This is a genomic window from Roseateles sp. P5_E1 (assembly GCF_054049335.1).
The window spans coordinates 36110-54145 of record NZ_JBFUMN010000020.1 but is presented as its reverse complement, the minus strand read 5'-3'; the positions used below and the strand labels follow the sequence as shown (position 1 = coordinate 54145).

Below are 18036 nucleotides of genomic sequence, written 5' to 3'. Positions count from 1 at the left end.
AACTCAGACGAGACCCAGCGCGCCCAGCACGCCACCGCCGAGCACCATCCAGACGAGGCCCAGCCTCGTCCTCAGCGTCAGCAGCACGGTGACGGCAATCATCGCCAGCGTGCTCCAGCGGTGCTCGTCGGCGCGCAGGAAAGGCAGGGCCAGCAGCCAGCCCGTGGCGATGATCAGCCCCAGCGTCAGCGGCATCATGCCGGCCGAGAAGGCGCGCAGCACGATGTGCTCGCGGTTGGCGCGCGCCCAGCGCGTGGCCGTCACGGTCAGCACGCTGGACGGCAGCATGATGCCGGCCATCGCAGCCGCCGCGCCCGTCAGGCCGGCCACGTTGTAGCCCAGCACCGCGACGAACAGGATGTTGGGACCTGGCGCCGCCTGTGCCAGGGCGATGGACGACGTGAAGTCGGTATCGCTGAGCCAGCCGGTCTTGTCGACCAGGTAGCGGTGCATTTCGGGCACCGTCGTGATGGCGCCGCCGATGGACAGCAGCGACAGCGTCAGGAAATGCAGGAAGAGGCCGAGAAGATCGACGGGCGTTGTCATGGCCGTGTTCTCCACCAGGCCAGGAACATGCCGCCGCCGCCTAGCAGCGCCAGCACATTGACCAGCGGCCAGCGCAGCAGCCCGATCAGCACGAAAGCCGTCAAGGCCAGGCCCAGGGCGAGCGGCCGGCCCAACGGGCTCTTCTTGAGTGCCGGCAGCAGCTTGATGCCGGTGGCCAGGATCAGTCCGGCCGACACCGCGCCCATGCCGCGCAGCGCATTGATGGCCATGGGGTGGCGGGCCAGCTGGCCAAAGGCGGCAGCCAGGGCCAGCACGATGATCGCGGGCGCCACCAGCATGCCGGCCAGCGCCACGACGGCGCCTCGCAGGCCGAAGAAGCGGTCGCCGATCATCATGGACAGGTTGACCACATTGGGCCCGGGTAGCACTTGGGCGATGGCCAGGGTCTCGACGAACTCCTCCTTGCTCATCCAGTGATGGTGCTCGACCAGTTCGCGCTGGGCTATCGCCAGCACGCCGCCAAAGCCCTGCAGGGCCAGCCTTGAGAACGCCAGGAAGAGTTCGGTCAGGGATTCGGGACGGTTCAAGGCCGCTTCCTCGGCGCTGGACTTCAGCGCAGGACCTTCAGCGCGTCCGGGTTGACGATATTCGTCGGCTGCTGATTGATGAAGTTCAGCACGTTGTCGAAAGCCGCGTCGAAATAGAGCTCGTAGCTGTCTTGCTCCACATAGCCGATGTGCGGCGTGCAGACGGCGTTCTCCAGCCGCAGCAGCGGGTGGCCTTGCAGGATGGGTTCGCTCTCGAACACGTCGATGGCGGCCATGCCGGGCCGGCCGCGGTTCAGTGCCGACACCAGCGCGCCCTCGACGGCCAGTTCGGCCCGTGAGGTGTTGACGAACAGCGCCGTCGGTTTCATCCGGGCCAGGTCTTCGGATGTGACGATGCCGCGCGTGGCGTCGCACAGGCGCAGGTGCACGGACAGCACGTCGGCCTCGGCGAAGAAGGCCTCGCGGCTGGGGGCGGCCTGGTAGCCATCGGCCTCAGCGCGCAGGCGCGAGGCCTCGCTGCCCCAGACCATGACCTTCATGCCGAAGGCGCGTCCATAGCCGGCCACGAGCTGGCCGATCTTGCCGTAGCCCCAGATGCCCAGCGTCTTGCCGCGCAGCACCATGCCGACCCCGAAATTGGCCGGCATGGACGCAGCCTTCAGCCCGGCCTGCTGCCAGGCGCCATGTTTCAGGTTGCCGATGTATTGCGGCAACCGTCTCATGGAGGCCATGATCAGCGCCCAGGTCAGCTCGGCCGGCGCCACCGGGCTGCCGACGCCCTCGGCCACGGCAATTCCTAAGCGCGTGCAGGCCTCGACGTCGATGTGGCTGCCGACACGGCCGGTCTGGGAGATCAGCTTGAGTTTTGGGAGCTTCTCGAGCAACTGGCGCGGGAAGGTCGTGCGCTCGCGGACCAGGACCAGCACCTCGGCATCGCGCAGCCGCACGGACAGCTGGCCGATGCCCTTGACCGTGTTGGTGAAGACCTTGGCGTTGAGGGGCTCCAACTTCGCCGCGCAGCGCAGCTTGCGCACGGCGTCTTGGTAGTCGTCCAGGATGATCACGTTCATAGCTGCAGGGGATTGTGCACGGTGCTCAGCAGGGGTCAGGGTTGCATGGCTACCATCGCTTTCCCTCAAGGAGACACCCGATGACCCCGATTTCCATGCACGCCGCCAGCGCGCCGGCATTCGCCAAGATGCTGGGCAATATGCTGACCTGGCTGGAGGCCGCCAAGGCCCATGCCGAAACCAGGAAGTTCTCGACCGACGTCTACCTGACGTTGCGCCTGGCGCCCGACATGCTGCCCTTCACCAAGCAGATCCAGATCGCCAGCGATGCCGCCAAGGGCTGCGTGGCCCGCCTGGGCGGCCAGGAGATCCCCAAGTACGAGGACAACGAAGCCACGCTGGACGAGCTGGCCGAGCGCATCAAGAAGACCCGCGACTTCGTGCTGTCCGTGCCCGCCGAGGCCTTCGCCGGCAGTGAGGAGCGCGAGATCGTCATCCCGCGCCGCAGCGGTGACCCGCTGAAGTTCGATGGCTCGACCTATCTGCGGCATTTCGCCCTGCCCAACTTCTATTTCCACGCGACAACCACTTACGCGCTGTTGCGCCATGCCGGCGTGCCGCTGGGCAAGTCGGACTATTTGGGTGGCTGAGCGGGGACCGAAGACAGGCCACTACGGCCTGTCTGACGCCTCGCGAAGGCCCTGCCGCCTGCCCGCGGCGGGGCATGATTCCCCAGTTTGAGGTGCCCGGGGCGGGAAATGCTGCGCAATCCGCAGCCTATTCCCCGCGCCCAACCTGGCGGCGCGGCTTGAAAATCGGCGGAACATCCGATCACACCGCCCGCCGCATGGACATGTCGACGCCTCCCGCTGCCCCGCCCCAAGGTATTGCCCTTCTCGAGCAATGGCTTGGCTTGGCCCGCAGCGGCCAATGGCCTTTGCCCCAGGTCATGGAGGCCGCCTCGCGCCTGCAGGCGGCCGGCGCCCTGGACGCGGCCGCGCTGCTCTACCAGAACTGGGTCGGCGCCACCGCGTCGCCGCTGCGTCATGTGGCCTGTTTCAACTGGGGTGCCGTCCTGGGCGAACTGCGCCGCCATGAAGAGGCGGAGACCGTCTACCGCATGGCGCTCGAACAGGCACCGGCCTTCGCCCAGGCGCGCCTGAACCTCGGCCACCAGTTGGAGCACCAGGGGCGCATGGAAGAGGCGCTGGCCGAATGGCGCACCGTCTATGACAACGAGGCGCCCGACGCGCTGGGCACTGACCCGCTGAGCCTGCGCCTGCACGCCTTCAACAACGCCGCCCGCCTGCTGGAGCAGGAAAAGCGCTATGACGAGTCCGAGGCGCTGATGCGCCGCTCGCTGGAGCTGGACCCGCGCCAGAGCGACGTGGCCCAGCATTACGTGCACATCCGCCAGAAGCAATGCGCCTGGCCGGTCTACCAGACCTTTGGCGACGTCACGCACAACCACCTCTTGATGAGCACCTCGCTGCTCGGCATGCTGGACGAGAGCGATGACCCGGCCCTGCAACTGCTGACCGCCCAGCGCTTCGTGCTGGAAAAGGTCACCAAGGTCACCGAGCCACCGCTGCACAAGGGCCGCAAGCGCGAAGGCAAGATCAAGATCGGCTATCTGTCGGGCGATCTGCACATGCATGCCGTCGGCCTGTTGACGGCCGAGCTGTACGAGCTGCACGACAAGAGCAAGTTCGAGATCCACGCCTTCAGCTGGAGCCGCGAGGACGGCACGCCGCTGCGCGCCCGCATCAAGGGGGCGATGGACAGCTACACGCCGCTGCACGGCGTGCCTGACCGCCGCGCCGCAGAGATGATTGCTGAGGCTGGCATCGATGTGCTCGTCGACCTGCAGGGGCTGACCAGCGGCGCGCGCCCCGGCATCCTGGCCTATCGCGGCGCGCCCATCCAGGTCAGCTACCTGGGCCTGCCGGCCACCTCGGCCCTGCCGGGTGTGGACTGGATCCTGGCCGACCGCTTCGTGATGCCGCCGGAGTCGCTGCCGTATCACACTGAAAAACCCATCTACCTGCCGCACTGCTACCAGGTCAGCGACCGTACGCGCGCCGCCAACCCGGCGCCAACGCGCGCCGAGATGGGGTTGCCGGAGGACGGTTTCGTCTTCTGCGCCTTCAACAACAACCACAAGATGAGCGAGCAGGTCTGGCGCTGCTGGATGCACGTGCTGCGCCAGGTGCCCAAGAGCGTGCTGTGGCTGCTGGCCGACAACCCGTTTGCCAAGGCCAACCTGCAGCGCGTTGCGGCCGAGGAGGGCATCGCCCCCGAGCGCCTCGTCTTTGCCGGGCGCGCCCAGCCGGCCGACTACCTGGCCCGATTCACGCTGGCCGACCTGTTTCTGGACACCTTTCCCTACAACGCCGGCACGACGGCCAGCGACTGCCTGTGGATGGGCACGCCCATCCTGACCCGCTCGGGCCGTACCTACATCTCGCGCATGGCCGGCAGCCTGCTGACGGCCGTCGGCCTGCCCGACCTGATCACGACGACGATCGAGGAATACGAGCAGCGTGCCGTACAGATCGGCAACCAGCCGGCCCGCGCAGCTTCTTACAAGCGTTACCTGGCGGAGCACGGCCGCAGCTCGCCGCTGTTTGACATCCCGGCCATCGTGCGCGATATAGAGCAAGAGTTCGAGCGGCTTGCGCTCGATGCGAGGCAGAAGGCCTAAATGCCGCGTCAGCACGACCCCTTCTTTGACGGCCAGCCGCAGGCGCCGGGCTTGCGCCTGGCCGCCAATGGCGAGCCGGCGCCGCCACCGGACCCGCTGGAGAACCTGAGCAACCAGCCTGCCGGTGACCCGCTGTTGCAGGCCCTGGCCTGGCTGACGCGCCACCACGGCAAGCCGCGCTCGCCCGAGTCGCTGCGCGCTGGCGCGCCGGTGGAAGGGGTTCTCGCGCCCGACGGCGCCATCCGCGTCATGCGCGAGGCGGGCTACAACGCCGGCCTGCTGCGCAAGAGCATCGACGACATCCATGCCCTGCTGCTGCCTGCGGTGCTGCTGCTCAACGGCGGCGACGCCTGCGTGCTGGTGCGCCGCCTGGATGACCCGGCCGCGGTGGCCGCGGGCGCCTGCCGCTATGAAGTGGTCTTCCCCGGCCCCGAAGCCGCCGCCGTGCCGGCCACGACCGCCGAACTGGAGCCCGAGTACAGCGGCTTCATGCTGGCCGTGTCGCCGCAGGAGACCGCCTCGGCCCCGCGCTCGGAGGCGCCGCTGCTGAAGCTGGCCGACAAGGGCCTGGAATCGCATTGGCTGTGGGGCACGCTGAAGCGCTTCACGCCCTATTACCGCGCTTCCATGCTGGCGGCGCTGCTGTCCAACGTGCTGATGCTGGTGTCGGGCCTGGTGACCTCGGTCATCTATGACAAGGTCATTCCCCATCAAGCCATGGTCACGCTGTGGACTCTGGCCGTGGGCGCCTCGGTGGCCCTGGTCTTCGACCTGTTCGCGCGCCAGCTGCGCTCCCACCTCATCGACCTGGCCGGCCGCAAGGCCGACCTCGTCATCGGCGCCAAGCTCTACCGCCAGACCCTCGGGGTGCGCATGGAGCACAAGCCGGCTTCCGCCGGCGCCTATGCCGCCCATCTGGCCCAGGTGGAAATGGTGCGGGAGTTCTTCACCGGCGCCACGCTGTCGGCCCTGTCGGACCTGCCCTTCCTGGTCATCTTCATCGGCATGACCTTCGTCATCGGCGGGCCGCTGGGCTGGGTGCTGGTGCTGGCCGTGCCGCTCATCATGGGCCTGTCCTGGGCCATCCAGGGGGCGCTGCGCAAGGCCATGAGCACCAATATGCAGGAGACTGCCGACCTGCACGGAACCCTGGTCGAGTCCCTCGAGGGCCTGGAAGACCTGAAGACGTCGGGCGCCGAGGGCCGCTTCGTGCGCCGCTACGAGCGCACGACGGCCATCGTGGCCGACACGGCCCTGACCTCGCGCGCGCTGTCGAGCTGGAGCATGAACCTGTCCAGCACGCTGCAGCAGGCGGTCAACCTCATCATCCTCATCTGGGGCGTTTACCTGATCCATGACGGCGTCATCTCCGCCGGCGCGCTGATCGGCTCAGTGATGTTCGCCAGCCGCGCCATCGCGCCGCTGGGCAGCCTCGTCAGCCTGGCCACGCGCTACCAGGGTGCTCGCGCCGCCATGATGGCGCTCAACCAGATGATGAATGCGCCGGTCGAGCGTGACAGCAGCCGCAACTACGTGCCGCTGTCCCAGGTCACCGGCAAGGTCGGTCTGCACGACGTCGGCTTCAGCTACCCGCCCCAACCGCAGCACGGCCAGCAGCAGGCGGCCAGCGAGTCGGCGGCGCCCAAGGTGCTGCGCAACGTGACCATGCGCCTGGAGGCCGGCGAGCGCGTCGCCATCCTGGGCCGCATCGGCAGCGGCAAATCCACCATCCTGCGCATGCTCGGCGGCCTCTACCAGCCCACCGAAGGCATGGTCGAGGTCGATGGCATCGATTTGCGCCAGGTCGACCCGGCCGAGTACCGGGCCCGGGTCGGCTTCGTCAGCCAGGAGCCGCGCCTGTTCGTCGGCACATTGCGCGACAACGTGCTGATGGGCCGCGCCCACCTGGACGCGGGCCGCCTCGTCGAGGTGGCCAAGCTGACCGGCCTGGACCGCGTCGTCTCCGGCCATCCGATGGGCTGGGACCTGCCGGTCGGCGAAATGGGCCAGCTGCTGTCCGGCGGCCAGCGCCAGCTCGTGGCCCTGGCCCGGGCCCTGGTCACCAAGCCGCAGATCCTGTTGATGGACGAGCCCACCAGCTCGATGGACGCGCAAAGCGAGATGGCTTTCCTGCGCCAGCTGCGTGACGCAGCCGGCACGGCCACGCTCGTCGTCGTGACCCACCGCCCGGCCGTGCTGGAGCTGGTGCAGCGCATCGCCGTCGTCGATGGCGGCCGTGTCGTCATGGACGGCCCGCGCGACCAGGTGCTGGCGGCGCTGTCCGGCGTGCGCCCGGCCGCGCCCGCGCAGGGCGGCGAGGGCGTACACATGCATCCGTCGGCCCAGCCCGTGCAGCGCAGCGCCAGCGTATGAAGCCCCCACGTTCGTTTCACTCACTGCCCCCCGAGGGGGTGGCAATGCCCTTCGGGCGGCCGAGCGGGCATAGCGTATGAGCGCCAAAGCCCTGAGCAAGGAAGAAGGCCTGTTCGTCAGTGCCCTTCATGCCGCCCAGATCGACGAGCCCCTGCCGCGCGCGACCTGGGCCCTGTACCTGCTGTGCGCCGTCGTCACGGTGGCCATCACCTGGTCGGCCCTGGCCAAGGTGGACGAGATCACCCGCAGCGACGGCCGCATCGTGCCCGATGGGCGCGAGCAGGTCATCGCCAGCCTGGACGCCGGCATCCTGCGCGAACTCAAGGTGCGCGAAGGCCAGGAAGTGCAGGCCGGCGAGGACCTGGCCTTCCTCGACCCGACGCGCGTCGAAGCCCAGCAGAACGAAGGCCAGGCCAAGCTGCTGGCCCTGAAGGCGGCCGCGGCGCGCCTGGATGCCGAGGCCAATGGCCGCGTCAGCATCCACTGGCCCGCCGGCATCGACCCCAAGGCCCGCTATGCCCAGGGCGAGGCCGAATCCTTCGACGCCCGCAAGCGCCTGCTGGACGAGGCGGTCGGCGCCATCAACCGCAGCCTCGGGCTGATCTCCAAGGAGCTCAAGCTCGCCCAGGACATGTCCCGCAGCGGCCTGATGAGCGACGTGGAGGTCATGCGGCTGAACCGCCAGGTCAACGAGATCCAGCAGCAGCGCACCGAGCGCCTGTCGCGCTACCGCCAGGAAGCCAGCCAGGAACTGGTGCGCGTGCAAAGCGAAATGGCCCAGATGGACGAGCAGATGGTGGTGCGCCAGGACGCGCTGACGCGCACCGTGCTGAAGTCGCCCGTGCATGGGGTCGTCAAAAGCATCAAGTCCGGCACCGTCGGTGGCGTCATTGCCAGCGGCGCACCCATCCTGGAAATCTCGCCCATCGGTCCCAAGGTGCTGGTGGAGGCGCGCATCAAGCCCAAGGACATCGGCTTCATCCGCCTGGGCCAGACGGCCGAGGTCAAGCTGGCCGGCTATGACTTCAACACCTATGGCGGCCTGGAAGGCAAGGTCACCTACATGAGCCCCGACGCCGTCACCGAGGGCGACAAGAGCGGCGAAGGCCATTACCGCGTCATCGTCACGTCCGAGCGCAACAACCTCAAGTACAAGGGCGAGAAGCTGCCCGTCATCCCGGGCATGACGTCGCAGGTGGAGATCAAGACCGGCGAGCGTTCGGTGCTGAGCTACCTGCTGCGGCCGATGATGAAGTCGCAGGAAGCGCTGCGCGAGCGGTAAAGCTGCCCCTCGCCCAGTCTCGCCTGCTGAACGCGGCGAGCTTGGTCGGTCCCCCGGGGGGACGGCGATGCTTGCCGGATCAACCGGCAAGCACATCGCCAAGAGGGCCGGCTTGGGAGCGGCCCGGCGCTCGGCCCGCAAGACAACGTAGCTAGCGCTGAACAAGGGCAGGTGCGGGCCCGCTTTTCCGGGCTTCAGGGGAGGGGGGCGGATGGTCTAGTGATAGGGCCATGCTGTACTCGCTCCGCCCCCTCATCGTTCTCGGCTTCGCCGCCTTCGGTTCACTCGCGCTGGCGCAGACGCGCCCGCCCAAGACTGTTGCGCCGCCGCCGGCGGTCGAGGTGCCTGCGTCCCAAGGCCGCTGCAACGAGGACGACGCCGGCCTGTCGCGCCTGGGCCGCGACATGAGCGCCCTCGAAACCCAGACCGGCGACCCGCGCGCCGCGCTGCAAACACTGATCAACGCAACGCTGTCGCGCAGCAAGGCCCTGGGCGCCGTGCGCCTGCTGGCCGATGCCGCCCGATCGGACGTCGAAGAGACGCGTGCACTGGGCCTGCCGACGGCCAACCTCACCATCAGCACCAACGGCGTGTACCAGAACGTCGGCGGCGTGACCGTCGGCCGGGGTGGCCAAGCCGGTGCAACGCTCTCGGCCGGCATGCCGGTCTGGGACTCCGGCCGCGTCGCCAAGCTGACCGACTGGCGCAAGGAGCTCGCCGAAGTCGCAGCCCAAGGCCAGCGCAGCGCCGAGGAGCAGTTGTCGCTGAACGTCGTCACGCTGGCGCTGGACCGCAGCCGCTATGTGCTGCAGGGCCAGGTCTACACGCAATACGTGCGCAAGATGGCCTGCCTGGTCGACGCGCTGGAGATCATCACCAAGGCCGACCGCGGCCGCGCCAGCGAGCTGGTGCAGGCGCAGAAGAGCCTGCAGCAGGCCGACCTGTCGCTGGAGCAGACCATGTCGGCCCTGCGCCAGACGGAGGTGCGCATGAAGCGCCTGGTGGGCGAGCCCCTGCCGCCCAGCATCGGCATGACGGCCCAGCTGTCCGTGATGCCCGACCTGGAGCAGATGCAGAGCGACATCCTGCTCGGCGCTGACGTCGCCCAGGCCGAGGCCCAGGCGCGCTCGCAGCGCAGCTTTGCCGAGTCCGTCATTGCGGGCCAGAAACCGACGGTCAACCTGACCGGCAGCGCCAGCGCGATGTTCCGCAGCGGCCCCGGCGAGTCGCGCTCCAACGACGTTGGCGCCGGCGTGTCCGTCACCATCCCCATCCTCCAGCCCGGCGCCCACGCCCAGGCCAGTGCCGCCGTGCAGCGCTACCGGGCCACCGTGCTGCAGCGCGACGAGGCCATCGAGGCCAAGCGCTACCGCCTCTTGGAGATGAACGAGGTCGGCACTTCCACGCTGGATCGCGCCCGGCGCATCGTCGAGATCCTGCGCAACAGCGACCGCGTGCGCGCGTCGACGCTGCAGCAGTGGCAGCAGCTCGGCCGCCGCTCGCTGTTCGACGTGATGGCCGCCGAGGGCGACTACTACTCGATGCGGGTCGCCCATGTGAACGCGATGTTCGACGCGCAGCAGATCGTCGCGCTGATCTGGAGCATGGGCCGCGGCGTGGCGGCGCCCTTGCGCTGACGCGGCCGAGGGATACTGAACAGTCCAAGCATGGGAGATCAATCGATGATGGATGGCAGCGGCGCTTTTGTGCACTCGCACGCCCTGGTCGAGTCCACGCAGATCGGGCCGCGTACGCGCGTCTGGGCCTTCGCCCATATCCTGCCCGGCGCCCGCATCGGCGCCGATTGCAACGTCTGCGACCACGTCTTCATCGAGAACGAGGTGGCGGTTGGCGACCGGGTGACCGTCAAGTGCGGGGTCTATCTGTGGGACGGCATCACGCTGGAGGATGACGTCTTCGTCGGCGCCAACGCTGCCTTCAGCAACGACCCCGCGCCGCGCAGCCGCAGGAAGCCCACGGAGTTCCTCAAGACCCGCGTTCGCGCGGGTGCCAGCATCGGCGCCAATGCCACCATCCAGGCCGGCCTGACCATCGGCCCGGGGGCGCTGGTGACGGACGGTGCCGTCGTCACCCGCGACGTGCCGCCGCGAGCCATCGTCGCCGGCAACCCGGCCCACATCGTCGGCTACCTCGACACGCCCGAGGTCCAGGTCAGCGGCCCCGCCATCTCGGCGCATCGGCTCGGCGACGCATTGCCCGCCCTGCAGGCGCGCGGTGCACGGTTGCATGCGCTGCCCAAGATCGTCGACCTGCGCGGTGCGCTGAGCTTCGGCGAGATCGACGCCCACCTGCCGTTCACGCCGCGGCGCTTCTTCATCGTCTACGACGTGCCCAATGAGGAGGTACGCGGCGAGCACGCACACCGGGCCTGCCATCAGTTCCTCATCTGCGTGAAAGGCAGCTGCACCATCGTGCTGGACGATGGCGAGCACCGCGACGAGCTGCGCCTGGACAGCCCCAAGGTCGGGCTGCACATCCCGCCCATGGTCTGGGGCATCCAGTACCGCTTCTCGCCCGATGCCGTGCTGCTGGTGCTGGCCTCGGACACCTACGACGCGGGCGACTACATCCGCGACTACGACGACTTCCTTGCCGCCGTCGGCAATGCGCCCGCATGAAGCTGCCCTTTCTTGACCTGCAACCCACCTATGCCGCCTCGCGCGCGGCCATTGACGCGGCGCTCAGCCGCGTGGCCGGCAGCGGCTGGTTCATCCTCGGCCGCGAGCTGGAAGCCTTCGAGTCGCAGTGGGCGGCCTATTGCGGCGCGGCCCATGCCGTGGGCCTGGGCAACGGCCTGGATGCCCTGCACCTGGGCCTGCTGGCGCTCGGCGTGGGGGAGGGCGACGAGGTCATCGTGCCGGCCAACACCTACATCGCCACCTGGCTGGCCGTCAGCCAGTGCGGCGCCACGCCCGTGCCCGTCGAACCCGACCTGCGCACCTACAACATCGACCCGGCACGCATCGAGGCGGCCATCACGCCGCGCACCCGCGCCATCCTGCCTGTGCACCTCTACGGCCAGCCGGCCGACATGGACGCCATCAACGCCATCGCCAGCAAGCACGGCCTGCGCGTGCTGGACGACTGCGCCCAGGCCCACGGCGCGCGCTGGGGCGGCCGCGTCGTCGGCAGCCAGGCTGATGCCTCGGCCTGGAGCTTCTACCCCGGCAAGAACCTCGGTGCCATGGGCGACGGCGGCGGCCTCACGACCAACGACCCCGCCGTGGCCGACCGCGTTCGCGTGCTGCGCAACTATGGCTCTCGGGTCAAGTACCACAACGAGGTCAAGGGCCTGAATTCGCGCCTGGACGAGATGCAGGCCGCCGTGCTGGCGGCCAAGCTGCCCGACCTGGACGCGCTCACCCAGCAGCGCCGGCATATCGCTGCGAGGCTGCTGGACGGCCTCGCCGGCGCCAACCTCGTGCTGCCCTTCGTGCCCGAGCCGGCCGAGCCGGCCTGGCACCTGTTCGTCATCCGGCATCCCGAGCGCGATCGCCTGCAGCAGGCCCTGGCCGAGCGCGGCATCGGCACGCTGATCCACTATCCCGTGCCACCGCATCTGCAGCCGGCCTATGCCGAACTGGGCATGGCCGCCGGCAGCCTGCCGCTGACCGAGCAGATCCACCGCGAAGTGCTGAGCCTGCCCCTGTGGCCCGGCATGCCCGACGCCCAGGTGGACCAGCTGATCGGCACCGTACGGGCGCTGACCTGAGCAAAGGAGCCGCCATGCCGATCACTTTGGTCAAGCCCGCCCGCGTGCTGGGCAAGAGCATCGTCCTGCGTGACGCCACGGTGGATGACGCCGAGTTCATCGTCGGCCTGCGTACCGATCCGGTCAAAGGCCAGTACCTCTCCAAGACCTCGTCCGACGTGGCCGCGCAGCGCGCCTGGCTGCAGGCCTATGCCGGCGATGACAGCCAGGTCTACTTCATCATCGAGGACCACGCCGGCACCCGGCACGGCACCGTGCGGCTGTATGACCCGCAGGGCGACTCCTTTTCCTGGGGTTCCTGGATCCTGGCCGACGACCGCCCCAGCGGTTTCGCGGTGGAGTCGGCGCTGATGGTCTACCGCTATGCCCTGAGCCTGGGCTTCACCGCCTCGCACTTCAGCGTGAGGTTGGGCAACGAGTCGGTCTGGAAATTCCACGAACGCTTCGGCGCCGTGCGCACACGGGAGGAGGGCGAGGACTACTTCTACGCCATCTCCCGCGAGGCCATGGAGGCCTCATTCGAGAAGTACAGGAAATACCTGCCCGACGGCATCGCCGTCATCGCGCGCTGACCCACCGGTCCCTCAATGACTCAATACCTGAACCTGGTGCAGCGCCTGGATGGCCTGCAGGCCGCGGGCGACTGGCCGGCGATGTTGATGGAACTCAGCAACACCGTCATCGCGCTGCTGAATGACCCGCGGGCCAAGGGCCTGGTCTTCGGCTCCGCCGAGATGGACCGCTTCTGCCTGGCAGCGGGCGCCCTGGCCGCGCGCCAGCTCAACCTGGCAACCCCCGAGAGCTATCACGACCACCTCGCCGTGCACGTGGCCACCGAGCTGTACGACGGCCAGGGCGGCCACTCGCTCGCGCTGAAGGACGTCATCCGCGCCCGGCCCGACCTCACCCATGTCGTGGTGGTGACCAATCTGCATGAGCGCGAGTTGCCCCTGCAGAACTTCCTGGCCGACCTGCCGCCCACGGTGCAGATGCTGCTGGCGCCGCCCATGCAGCTGCGCGACAAGCTCCAGTGGCTGCACCTGCAGCTCGCCACGCTCAAGCCCGGGCTGTTGACGCTGTTCCATCACCACTACGACGTGGCCGCGGTCGCGGCCGCGCAGCCGGGCGTGGCGCGCGAGATCGCCTATTTCCACCATGCCGACCACGACATGGCCCTGGGCGTCTACCTGCCGCATGCGCTGCATGTGGACTGCACCAACCTGTCCTTCCACAAATGCCAGCACTTTCTGGGCGTGCACCACGCGGTCTACTGGCCGCTGACCGCGCCTGACCAGGGCGCTCGCGCGGGGCATGCCTTCATGGCCGGTGGCGAGTTGCGCACCTGCTCACACGGCTCGGCGGGCAAGTTCATCGCCCCGGCGCGCTACGACTACCTGGACGTCATCCTGCGCCGCCTGGCCGAGGTGGGGGGCACGCATCTGCACATCGGCATGCTGCCCGGCCCCGTCATCGACGCTTTTAGGGACCGTCTGGCTGGCGCCGGCGTTGACCCGGCGCGCTTCCAATACCAGCCGCCGGTGCGCAGCCTCTGGAACCATCTGCGCGACGGCGATGTCGACCTGTGCATCTCGTCCTTTCCCTTCCAGGGGGCCAAAGGCCTGGTCGAAACCCAGGGCGCGGGCCTGCCGGTGCTGATCCAGCAGAGCACGCTGTCCAAGCACCACTCCACGCGCGATCTCATCTACGAGGAAGCACTGTGGTGGGAAACGCCAGACGACTTCATCCGCGTGCTGGCCGCGCAGACGCCCGAATCCCTGGCCGAGCAGGCCCAGGCCTCGCGCCGCTTCTACGAGCAATGGCACCACCCGCGCGAGCTGGCCTATGCGCTCAACAACGCCCGCCGCACGGCTCCCTGCCCACCGGTGCGCAACCCGCCTTGCGACACGCTGGCCCTCTACCTTCGCTAGCCCTCGTGATCGACCTCGTCTGCGCCACCCGCTGCACGCCCGATGAGTTCTGGGGCAAGTCCGCCCTGGGCCTGTCGCTGCGCCGCATGGCCCATGACGACCGCTTGCTGCCCCGCGTCTATTTCGAGAACAGCCGCGGCCTGCCCATCCTCTACAACGAGCGCATCGCTGCGGCCGACGCGGCGCCAGTCTTGGCCTTCATCCACGACGATGTCTGGCTGGATGACTACTTCTTCTACGAGCATGTGATGGCGGCCCTGCACGCCTTCGATGTCATCGGCGTCGCCGGCAACAAGCGCCGCGCGCCGATGCAGCCGTCCTGGGCCTTCCCGACCACCAAGTTCGAATGGGACGACCGCGCCAACCTCAGTGGCATCGTCTCCCACGGTACCGGCCCCTTCGGCCAGATCTCGGCCTTCGGGCCTGTGCCGGCGGAATGCGAACTGCTGGATGGCGTGCTGCTTGCCGCCAGGCGCGACACGCTGCGTGCCAGGCAGGTGGGCTTTGACGAGCGCTTTGACTTCCACTTCTACGACATGGACTTCTGCCGCAGCGCCCGCACCGCCGGCCTGCGCCTGGCCACCTGGCCGATCGCCATCACCCACCAGAGCGAGGGTGGCTTCGGCTCGAACGGCTGGATCGAGAACTACAAGAAGTACATCGGCAAGTGGGGCGAGTAGGCCCGCTCAGGCTTCGAGAGAGATCTCTCGACGGCCCGTGCCCCTGAGTCTGCGCGGCGAGCAGCCGAATTCGCGACGGAAGGCCTTGTTGAAATTTGACAGGTCGGCCCAGCCGGTGTCGTAGGCCACATCCGTCACCGGCCGGCGGGTGTCGCGCAGCAGGCTCAACGCATGCATCAGCCTCGTGCGCATCAGGTACTGGTGCGGCGTCACGCCGATGGACTGGCGAAACACGCGCAGCAGATGGAAAGGGCTGAGGCCGGCGACCTGGGCCACCTCATCAAGGGTCAGCGCCTCGGCGCTGCGTGTCTCGATGCAATGCGCTGCCGCGCGGGCACGCTCATCCTGTCGTGGCAAGGCGGCCGGGGCTTCGCCATCGATCAGGGCGCGATGCACCTGCGACACGATGGCCAGGGTGGCTTCCTCCAGCGCGAAACCCTCGTCGCCGCCGGTGTCCAGCCCCTGGAAGAGGGCGGCGACCCGCGGCAGCGGCGGCAGGCAGGCCCGTGAGAAGCGGTTCGCCGCCTTGGCGACACCGAGGGCGCCCAGCGTCTGCTCAAGCAGGTCGGGCGACAGCGACAGCACCGTGCAGTCGTCACCCGAGCCATCGCTGTCCTCGTGCGAGCAGGCATAGCCCTCGCCGACATTGCCCAGCATCAGCCAGCCGGCGTTGAGCAAGGCGCCACCCGCGCGGGTGCGGTAGGTGAACTGGCCGCGGTCCACCAGCGTGATCGAGAAGGCGGGGTGCTCCTCATCGGCGGCCCGCTCGCCCCGGCCGGCGTGGCACTGGCAATGCATCAGCCGCAGCCCGGCGCCGCGCTGCAGCGGGCGGTAGCGGCGCTCGGCCTCGGCCGGGGAGTGCGGGGGCAGGGACATCGGCGCATCGTAGGAGAGCGGATGTGCAGAAGCTGTCAGCAGGCATCGCAGTTTTTGCCAAGTTTTCTGCGGCGGGCTTCCCTAGGCTTCGTGCCATGAAAAACCTCCTCTCCTTCCTCTCTCGCTTCGCCTGGCTGGCCGCGTTCGCCACGGCACCCGCTCTGGCCGCCGACCACCTCGACACGCCCACCGTCATCGCCGACCCGGCTGCGGACATTGGCGATCTCTTCGCCTGGACCTCTGCTGACGGCAAGCGGCTCAATCTCGTCATGGACATCGTCGGCAAACGCTTTTCCGACCAGGTCCAGTATGTTTTCCACGTCGACAGCGGCCAGGCCCTGGGCCGCACCTCGGCCACCACCCGCCTGGTCTGCCAGTTCGACGCCGCGGGCGCCGCCAGTTGCTGGGCCGGCCGCGCCGATCGCCTGCAGGGCGACGTCAGCAGCCCACAGGGCCTGGCAGGTCGGGGCGGGCGCTTTCGCGTCTTCGCCGGCCTGCGCGACGACCCCTACTTCAACAACGTGCGCGGCACGCGCAGCGCCTTGAATGCCGCTGGTGCTGCCATCCAGGCTGGCCAGGCACCGCAGGACGCCAGCGGCTTTCGCCGCTTCGATGCCGAGACGCTCAAACGCATTCCCCAGTTGTGGGGCCAAACTCAGGGCGGCCCGGCGCGCAACTTCCTGGCGGGGTGGACGACCTCGGCCATCGTGGCCTCGGTCGACCTCGACCTCGTCAACACCGGCGGCCCGCTGCTGGCCGTGTGGGGCCGCAGCGAGCGCCGCCAGCTCGCGCCGGCCAATGAACCGCCGCCGCCGGGCGCGCCCATCGACCGCATGGGCCGCGCGCTGACCGGCAACGCCCTGCTGGCCACCGTCGGCGAGGAAGACATCGCCAACCTGCTGAAGGAGGCCTACAACCGCGCCGACCCCGCCGGCTGGCCAGGCTTTGCCACCGAGATCGGCCGCAACCTGGCGCTGTATGACAGCTTCGACGGCGTGGCCGGCAATCAGTGGCTGGCCGATGCGCAGGACGCGACGCCCGGTCGCTACAAGCGCTTGGCCGAGCTGCTGGCCGACGACCGCCTCTGGGTCGACAGCCGGCAGACGCGCTGCCTGCATTACCTCGCCGTCGAGCGCAGCGCCTTGGGGGCGCCGCCACTGGCGGACTGCGGTGGTCGCACGCCGCTGCAGAACGTCAATGCCGTGTTCCGCTCGCTGCTGATCCGCGGCACGCCAGATGTCGCCGACGACGGTGTCACGCAGGACGACCACGAGCACTCCACCACAGCTTTCCCCTTCCTGTCCGCGCCATGAACCGCAACACGCTTGTCGCCCTGGCTATTGCCGTTCTCTCAGGGTGCGCCGCGCCGCCAGCCACCACCACCCTGGGCAGCATCGCGCTGATCAATCTTGACGACCAGCTGCGGCGCCAAGCCGACGATCCAGCAGCGCTCGACCTGTGGCTGCTGCGCCTGCAGTTCCTGGCCGACTACCGTGTGCTGGACCGCGCTGCGGCCCTGACCGAGGCGAGGGCGGACAGTGCCGCCGACCGTTTGCAACGGGCCCGGGCCCGCATGGCCGCCCACCGCTTTGCCGACGCGCAAGCGGATCTCGATGCCGCTGGCGCCACGCCTGCCCAGCGTGCTGCGTTGCTGGTGGCCACTGGCCGTGCCGCAGAAGCCTTGCCCGCGTTGCACGCTGAGGCCGAGCGCCGGCCGGGCTTTCCCAGCCACTGCGCGCTGGCCCGCGGCGTGGCCGCCGTCGGTCGCCTGGAGGAGGCCGACCGCCTCTATGCCCTGGCCCTGCGCGAGCTGGACACGACCTTGCCCTTTCCAGCCGCCGCCGTTGCCTTCGCGCGCGGGATGATGTGGTCCGAGCAGGGCGGCGACCCGGCGCGCGGGGCGGCCTTCTACGCCGAGGCTCTGCGGTTGCTGCCCGACTACGCGGCGGCCGGCATCCACCTCGCCGAGATCGAGCTGGCGCGCGGCAATGAGGCCGCGGCAGAGGCCCGGCTGCTGCATGTCGTCATTCACACCGATGAGCCCGAGGCCATGGCACTGCTGGGAGCGCTGCATGCGCGCCAGGGCGAGGTGGCACGCGGCCAGGACGAGATCGATGGGGCGCGCCGCCGTTTTGAGGCGCTGCTGACCCGCCATCCAGCCGCCTTCGCCGACCATGCGGCCGAGTTCTACCTTGGCGCGGGCGGCGACCTGCAACGCGCCTGGATCTGGGCCCAGGCCAATCTGCGCGAACGCCCGACGCGGCGCGCCTACGAGCTGGCCATCCGCGCGGCCGAAGCGACGGGCCGCACGGGCGAGTCCCTTGCCCTGCGTCAGCAAATGAACGCCCGTCACGCACCGCGGGCCGCCTAGGCTCGAATGTCAACGAAGGAATTT

The 18036-nt window shown here is 68.9% G+C and carries 16 protein-coding genes; 12 read left to right on the top strand and 4 right to left on the bottom strand.

Features of this window, described 5'->3' with window-relative positions:
• Positions 1–3 precede the first annotated feature (3 nt).
• Genes ACXJKJ_RS16600 through ACXJKJ_RS16590 form a run of 3 tightly spaced genes read right to left on the bottom strand, consistent with a single transcriptional unit; the run spans position 4 to position 2125 of the window.
• Complete coding sequence (locus ACXJKJ_RS16600; protein WP_056196499.1) at positions 4–546, bottom strand: chromate transporter; 543 nt, start codon at positions 544–546, stop codon at positions 4–6.
• Positions 543–1094, bottom strand: coding sequence for a chromate transporter (locus ACXJKJ_RS16595; protein ID WP_457391091.1), 552 nt, complete (start codon positions 1092–1094; stop codon positions 543–545). Before ACXJKJ_RS16595 ends, ACXJKJ_RS16600 begins: the two co-directional genes overlap by 4 nt.
• 23 nt (positions 1095–1117) lie before the next feature.
• Positions 1118–2125 (bottom strand): D-2-hydroxyacid dehydrogenase family protein, encoded by a 1008-nt coding sequence (locus ACXJKJ_RS16590; RefSeq protein ID WP_056196506.1) that lies wholly within the window; start codon positions 2123–2125, stop codon positions 1118–1120.
• An 80-nt stretch (positions 2126–2205) separates the two neighbouring features.
• Here ACXJKJ_RS16590 and ACXJKJ_RS16585 point away from each other — a divergent pair, with 80 nt between their 5' ends.
• The 10 genes from ACXJKJ_RS16585 to ACXJKJ_RS16540 all read left to right on the top strand — a co-directional run bounded on the left by ACXJKJ_RS16585 (position 2206) and on the right by ACXJKJ_RS16540 (position 14765).
• Positions 2206–2715 carry a DUF1993 domain-containing protein gene (locus ACXJKJ_RS16585; RefSeq protein ID WP_457356429.1) on the top strand — a complete coding sequence of 170 codons (510 nt, stop codon included), beginning with the start codon at positions 2206–2208 and terminating at the stop codon, positions 2713–2715.
• Between the two features lie 197 nt (positions 2716–2912).
• Positions 2913–4769 carry an O-linked N-acetylglucosamine transferase, SPINDLY family protein gene (locus ACXJKJ_RS16580; protein WP_457391090.1) on the top strand — a complete coding sequence of 619 codons (1857 nt, stop codon included), beginning with the start codon at positions 2913–2915 and terminating at the stop codon, positions 4767–4769.
• Complete coding sequence (locus ACXJKJ_RS16575) at positions 4770–7142, top strand: type I secretion system permease/ATPase (RefSeq protein ID WP_457391088.1); 2373 nt, start codon at positions 4770–4772, stop codon at positions 7140–7142.
• Between the two features lie 76 nt (positions 7143–7218).
• A complete protein-coding gene (locus ACXJKJ_RS16570) occupies positions 7219–8424 on the top strand; it encodes an HlyD family type I secretion periplasmic adaptor subunit (RefSeq protein ID WP_457391087.1) in 1206 nt (401 codons plus the stop codon).
• A 230-nt stretch (positions 8425–8654) separates the two neighbouring features.
• A complete protein-coding gene (locus ACXJKJ_RS16565) occupies positions 8655–10061 on the top strand; it encodes a TolC family protein (RefSeq protein WP_457391085.1) in 1407 nt (468 codons plus the stop codon).
• A 30-nt stretch (positions 10062–10091) separates the two neighbouring features.
• Complete coding sequence (locus ACXJKJ_RS16560) at positions 10092–11063, top strand: WxcM-like domain-containing protein (RefSeq protein WP_235531951.1); 972 nt, start codon at positions 10092–10094, stop codon at positions 11061–11063.
• On the top strand, positions 11060–12157 hold the full coding sequence (locus tag ACXJKJ_RS16555; protein ID WP_457391084.1) for a DegT/DnrJ/EryC1/StrS family aminotransferase: 1098 nt from the start codon (positions 11060–11062) through the stop codon (positions 12155–12157). The genes ACXJKJ_RS16560 and ACXJKJ_RS16555 overlap by 4 nt, the downstream gene beginning before the upstream one ends.
• A 14-nt stretch (positions 12158–12171) precedes the next feature.
• On the top strand, positions 12172–12729 hold the full coding sequence (locus ACXJKJ_RS16550) for a GNAT family N-acetyltransferase (RefSeq protein ID WP_457391082.1): 558 nt from the start codon (positions 12172–12174) through the stop codon (positions 12727–12729).
• Between the two features lie 15 nt (positions 12730–12744).
• Complete coding sequence (locus ACXJKJ_RS16545) at positions 12745–14085, top strand: hypothetical protein (RefSeq protein WP_457391080.1); 1341 nt, start codon at positions 12745–12747, stop codon at positions 14083–14085.
• Positions 14086–14090: 5 nt separating this feature from the next.
• A complete protein-coding gene (locus ACXJKJ_RS16540; RefSeq protein WP_056196531.1) occupies positions 14091–14765 on the top strand; it encodes a glycosyltransferase in 675 nt (224 codons plus the stop codon).
• Between the two features lie 6 nt (positions 14766–14771).
• Here ACXJKJ_RS16540 and ACXJKJ_RS16535 read toward each other — a convergent pair whose 3' ends face one another.
• Positions 14772–15641, bottom strand: coding sequence for a helix-turn-helix transcriptional regulator (locus tag ACXJKJ_RS16535; protein ID WP_457391079.1), 870 nt, complete (start codon positions 15639–15641; stop codon positions 14772–14774).
• A 95-nt stretch (positions 15642–15736) separates the two neighbouring features.
• Between ACXJKJ_RS16535 and ACXJKJ_RS16530 the strand changes: the two genes are divergently transcribed.
• Positions 15737–16954 carry a hypothetical protein gene (locus ACXJKJ_RS16530; protein ID WP_457391077.1) on the top strand — a complete coding sequence of 406 codons (1218 nt, stop codon included), beginning with the start codon at positions 15737–15739 and terminating at the stop codon, positions 16952–16954.
• Positions 16951–18012, top strand: a complete 1062-nt coding sequence (locus ACXJKJ_RS16525; RefSeq protein WP_457391075.1) for a hypothetical protein — start codon at positions 16951–16953, stop codon at positions 18010–18012. The genes ACXJKJ_RS16530 and ACXJKJ_RS16525 overlap by 4 nt, the downstream gene beginning before the upstream one ends.
• Positions 18013–18036: the final 24 nt, after the last annotated feature.

Bases quoted from the DNA above. Each gene is read 5' to 3' on its own strand.
- ACXJKJ_RS16590 (WP_056196506.1), bottom strand. From the start codon at position 2,125: ATGAACGTGATCATCCTGGACGACTACCAAGACGCCGTGCGCAAGCTG.
- ACXJKJ_RS16555 (WP_457391084.1), top strand. From the start codon at position 11,060: ATGAAGCTGCCCTTTCTTGACCTGCAACCCACCTATGCCGCCTCGCGC.
- ACXJKJ_RS16585 (WP_457356429.1), top strand. From the start codon at position 2,206: ATGACCCCGATTTCCATGCACGCCGCCAGCGCGCCGGCATTCGCCAAG.
- ACXJKJ_RS16575 (WP_457391088.1), top strand. From the start codon at position 4,770: ATGCCGCGTCAGCACGACCCCTTCTTTGACGGCCAGCCGCAGGCGCCG.
- ACXJKJ_RS16600 (WP_056196499.1), bottom strand. From the start codon at position 546: ATGACAACGCCCGTCGATCTTCTCGGCCTCTTCCTGCATTTCCTGACG.
- ACXJKJ_RS16545 (WP_457391080.1), top strand. From the start codon at position 12,745: ATGACTCAATACCTGAACCTGGTGCAGCGCCTGGATGGCCTGCAGGCC.
- ACXJKJ_RS16550 (WP_457391082.1), top strand. From the start codon at position 12,172: ATGCCGATCACTTTGGTCAAGCCCGCCCGCGTGCTGGGCAAGAGCATC.
- ACXJKJ_RS16570 (WP_457391087.1), top strand. From the start codon at position 7,219: ATGAGCGCCAAAGCCCTGAGCAAGGAAGAAGGCCTGTTCGTCAGTGCC.
- ACXJKJ_RS16530 (WP_457391077.1), top strand. From the start codon at position 15,737: ATGAAAAACCTCCTCTCCTTCCTCTCTCGCTTCGCCTGGCTGGCCGCG.
- ACXJKJ_RS16535 (WP_457391079.1), bottom strand. From the start codon at position 15,641: ATGTCCCTGCCCCCGCACTCCCCGGCCGAGGCCGAGCGCCGCTACCGC.
- ACXJKJ_RS16560 (WP_235531951.1), top strand. From the start codon at position 10,092: ATGGGAGATCAATCGATGATGGATGGCAGCGGCGCTTTTGTGCACTCG.
- ACXJKJ_RS16580 (WP_457391090.1), top strand. From the start codon at position 2,913: ATGGACATGTCGACGCCTCCCGCTGCCCCGCCCCAAGGTATTGCCCTT.
- ACXJKJ_RS16565 (WP_457391085.1), top strand. From the start codon at position 8,655: ATGCTGTACTCGCTCCGCCCCCTCATCGTTCTCGGCTTCGCCGCCTTC.
- ACXJKJ_RS16525 (WP_457391075.1), top strand. From the start codon at position 16,951: ATGAACCGCAACACGCTTGTCGCCCTGGCTATTGCCGTTCTCTCAGGG.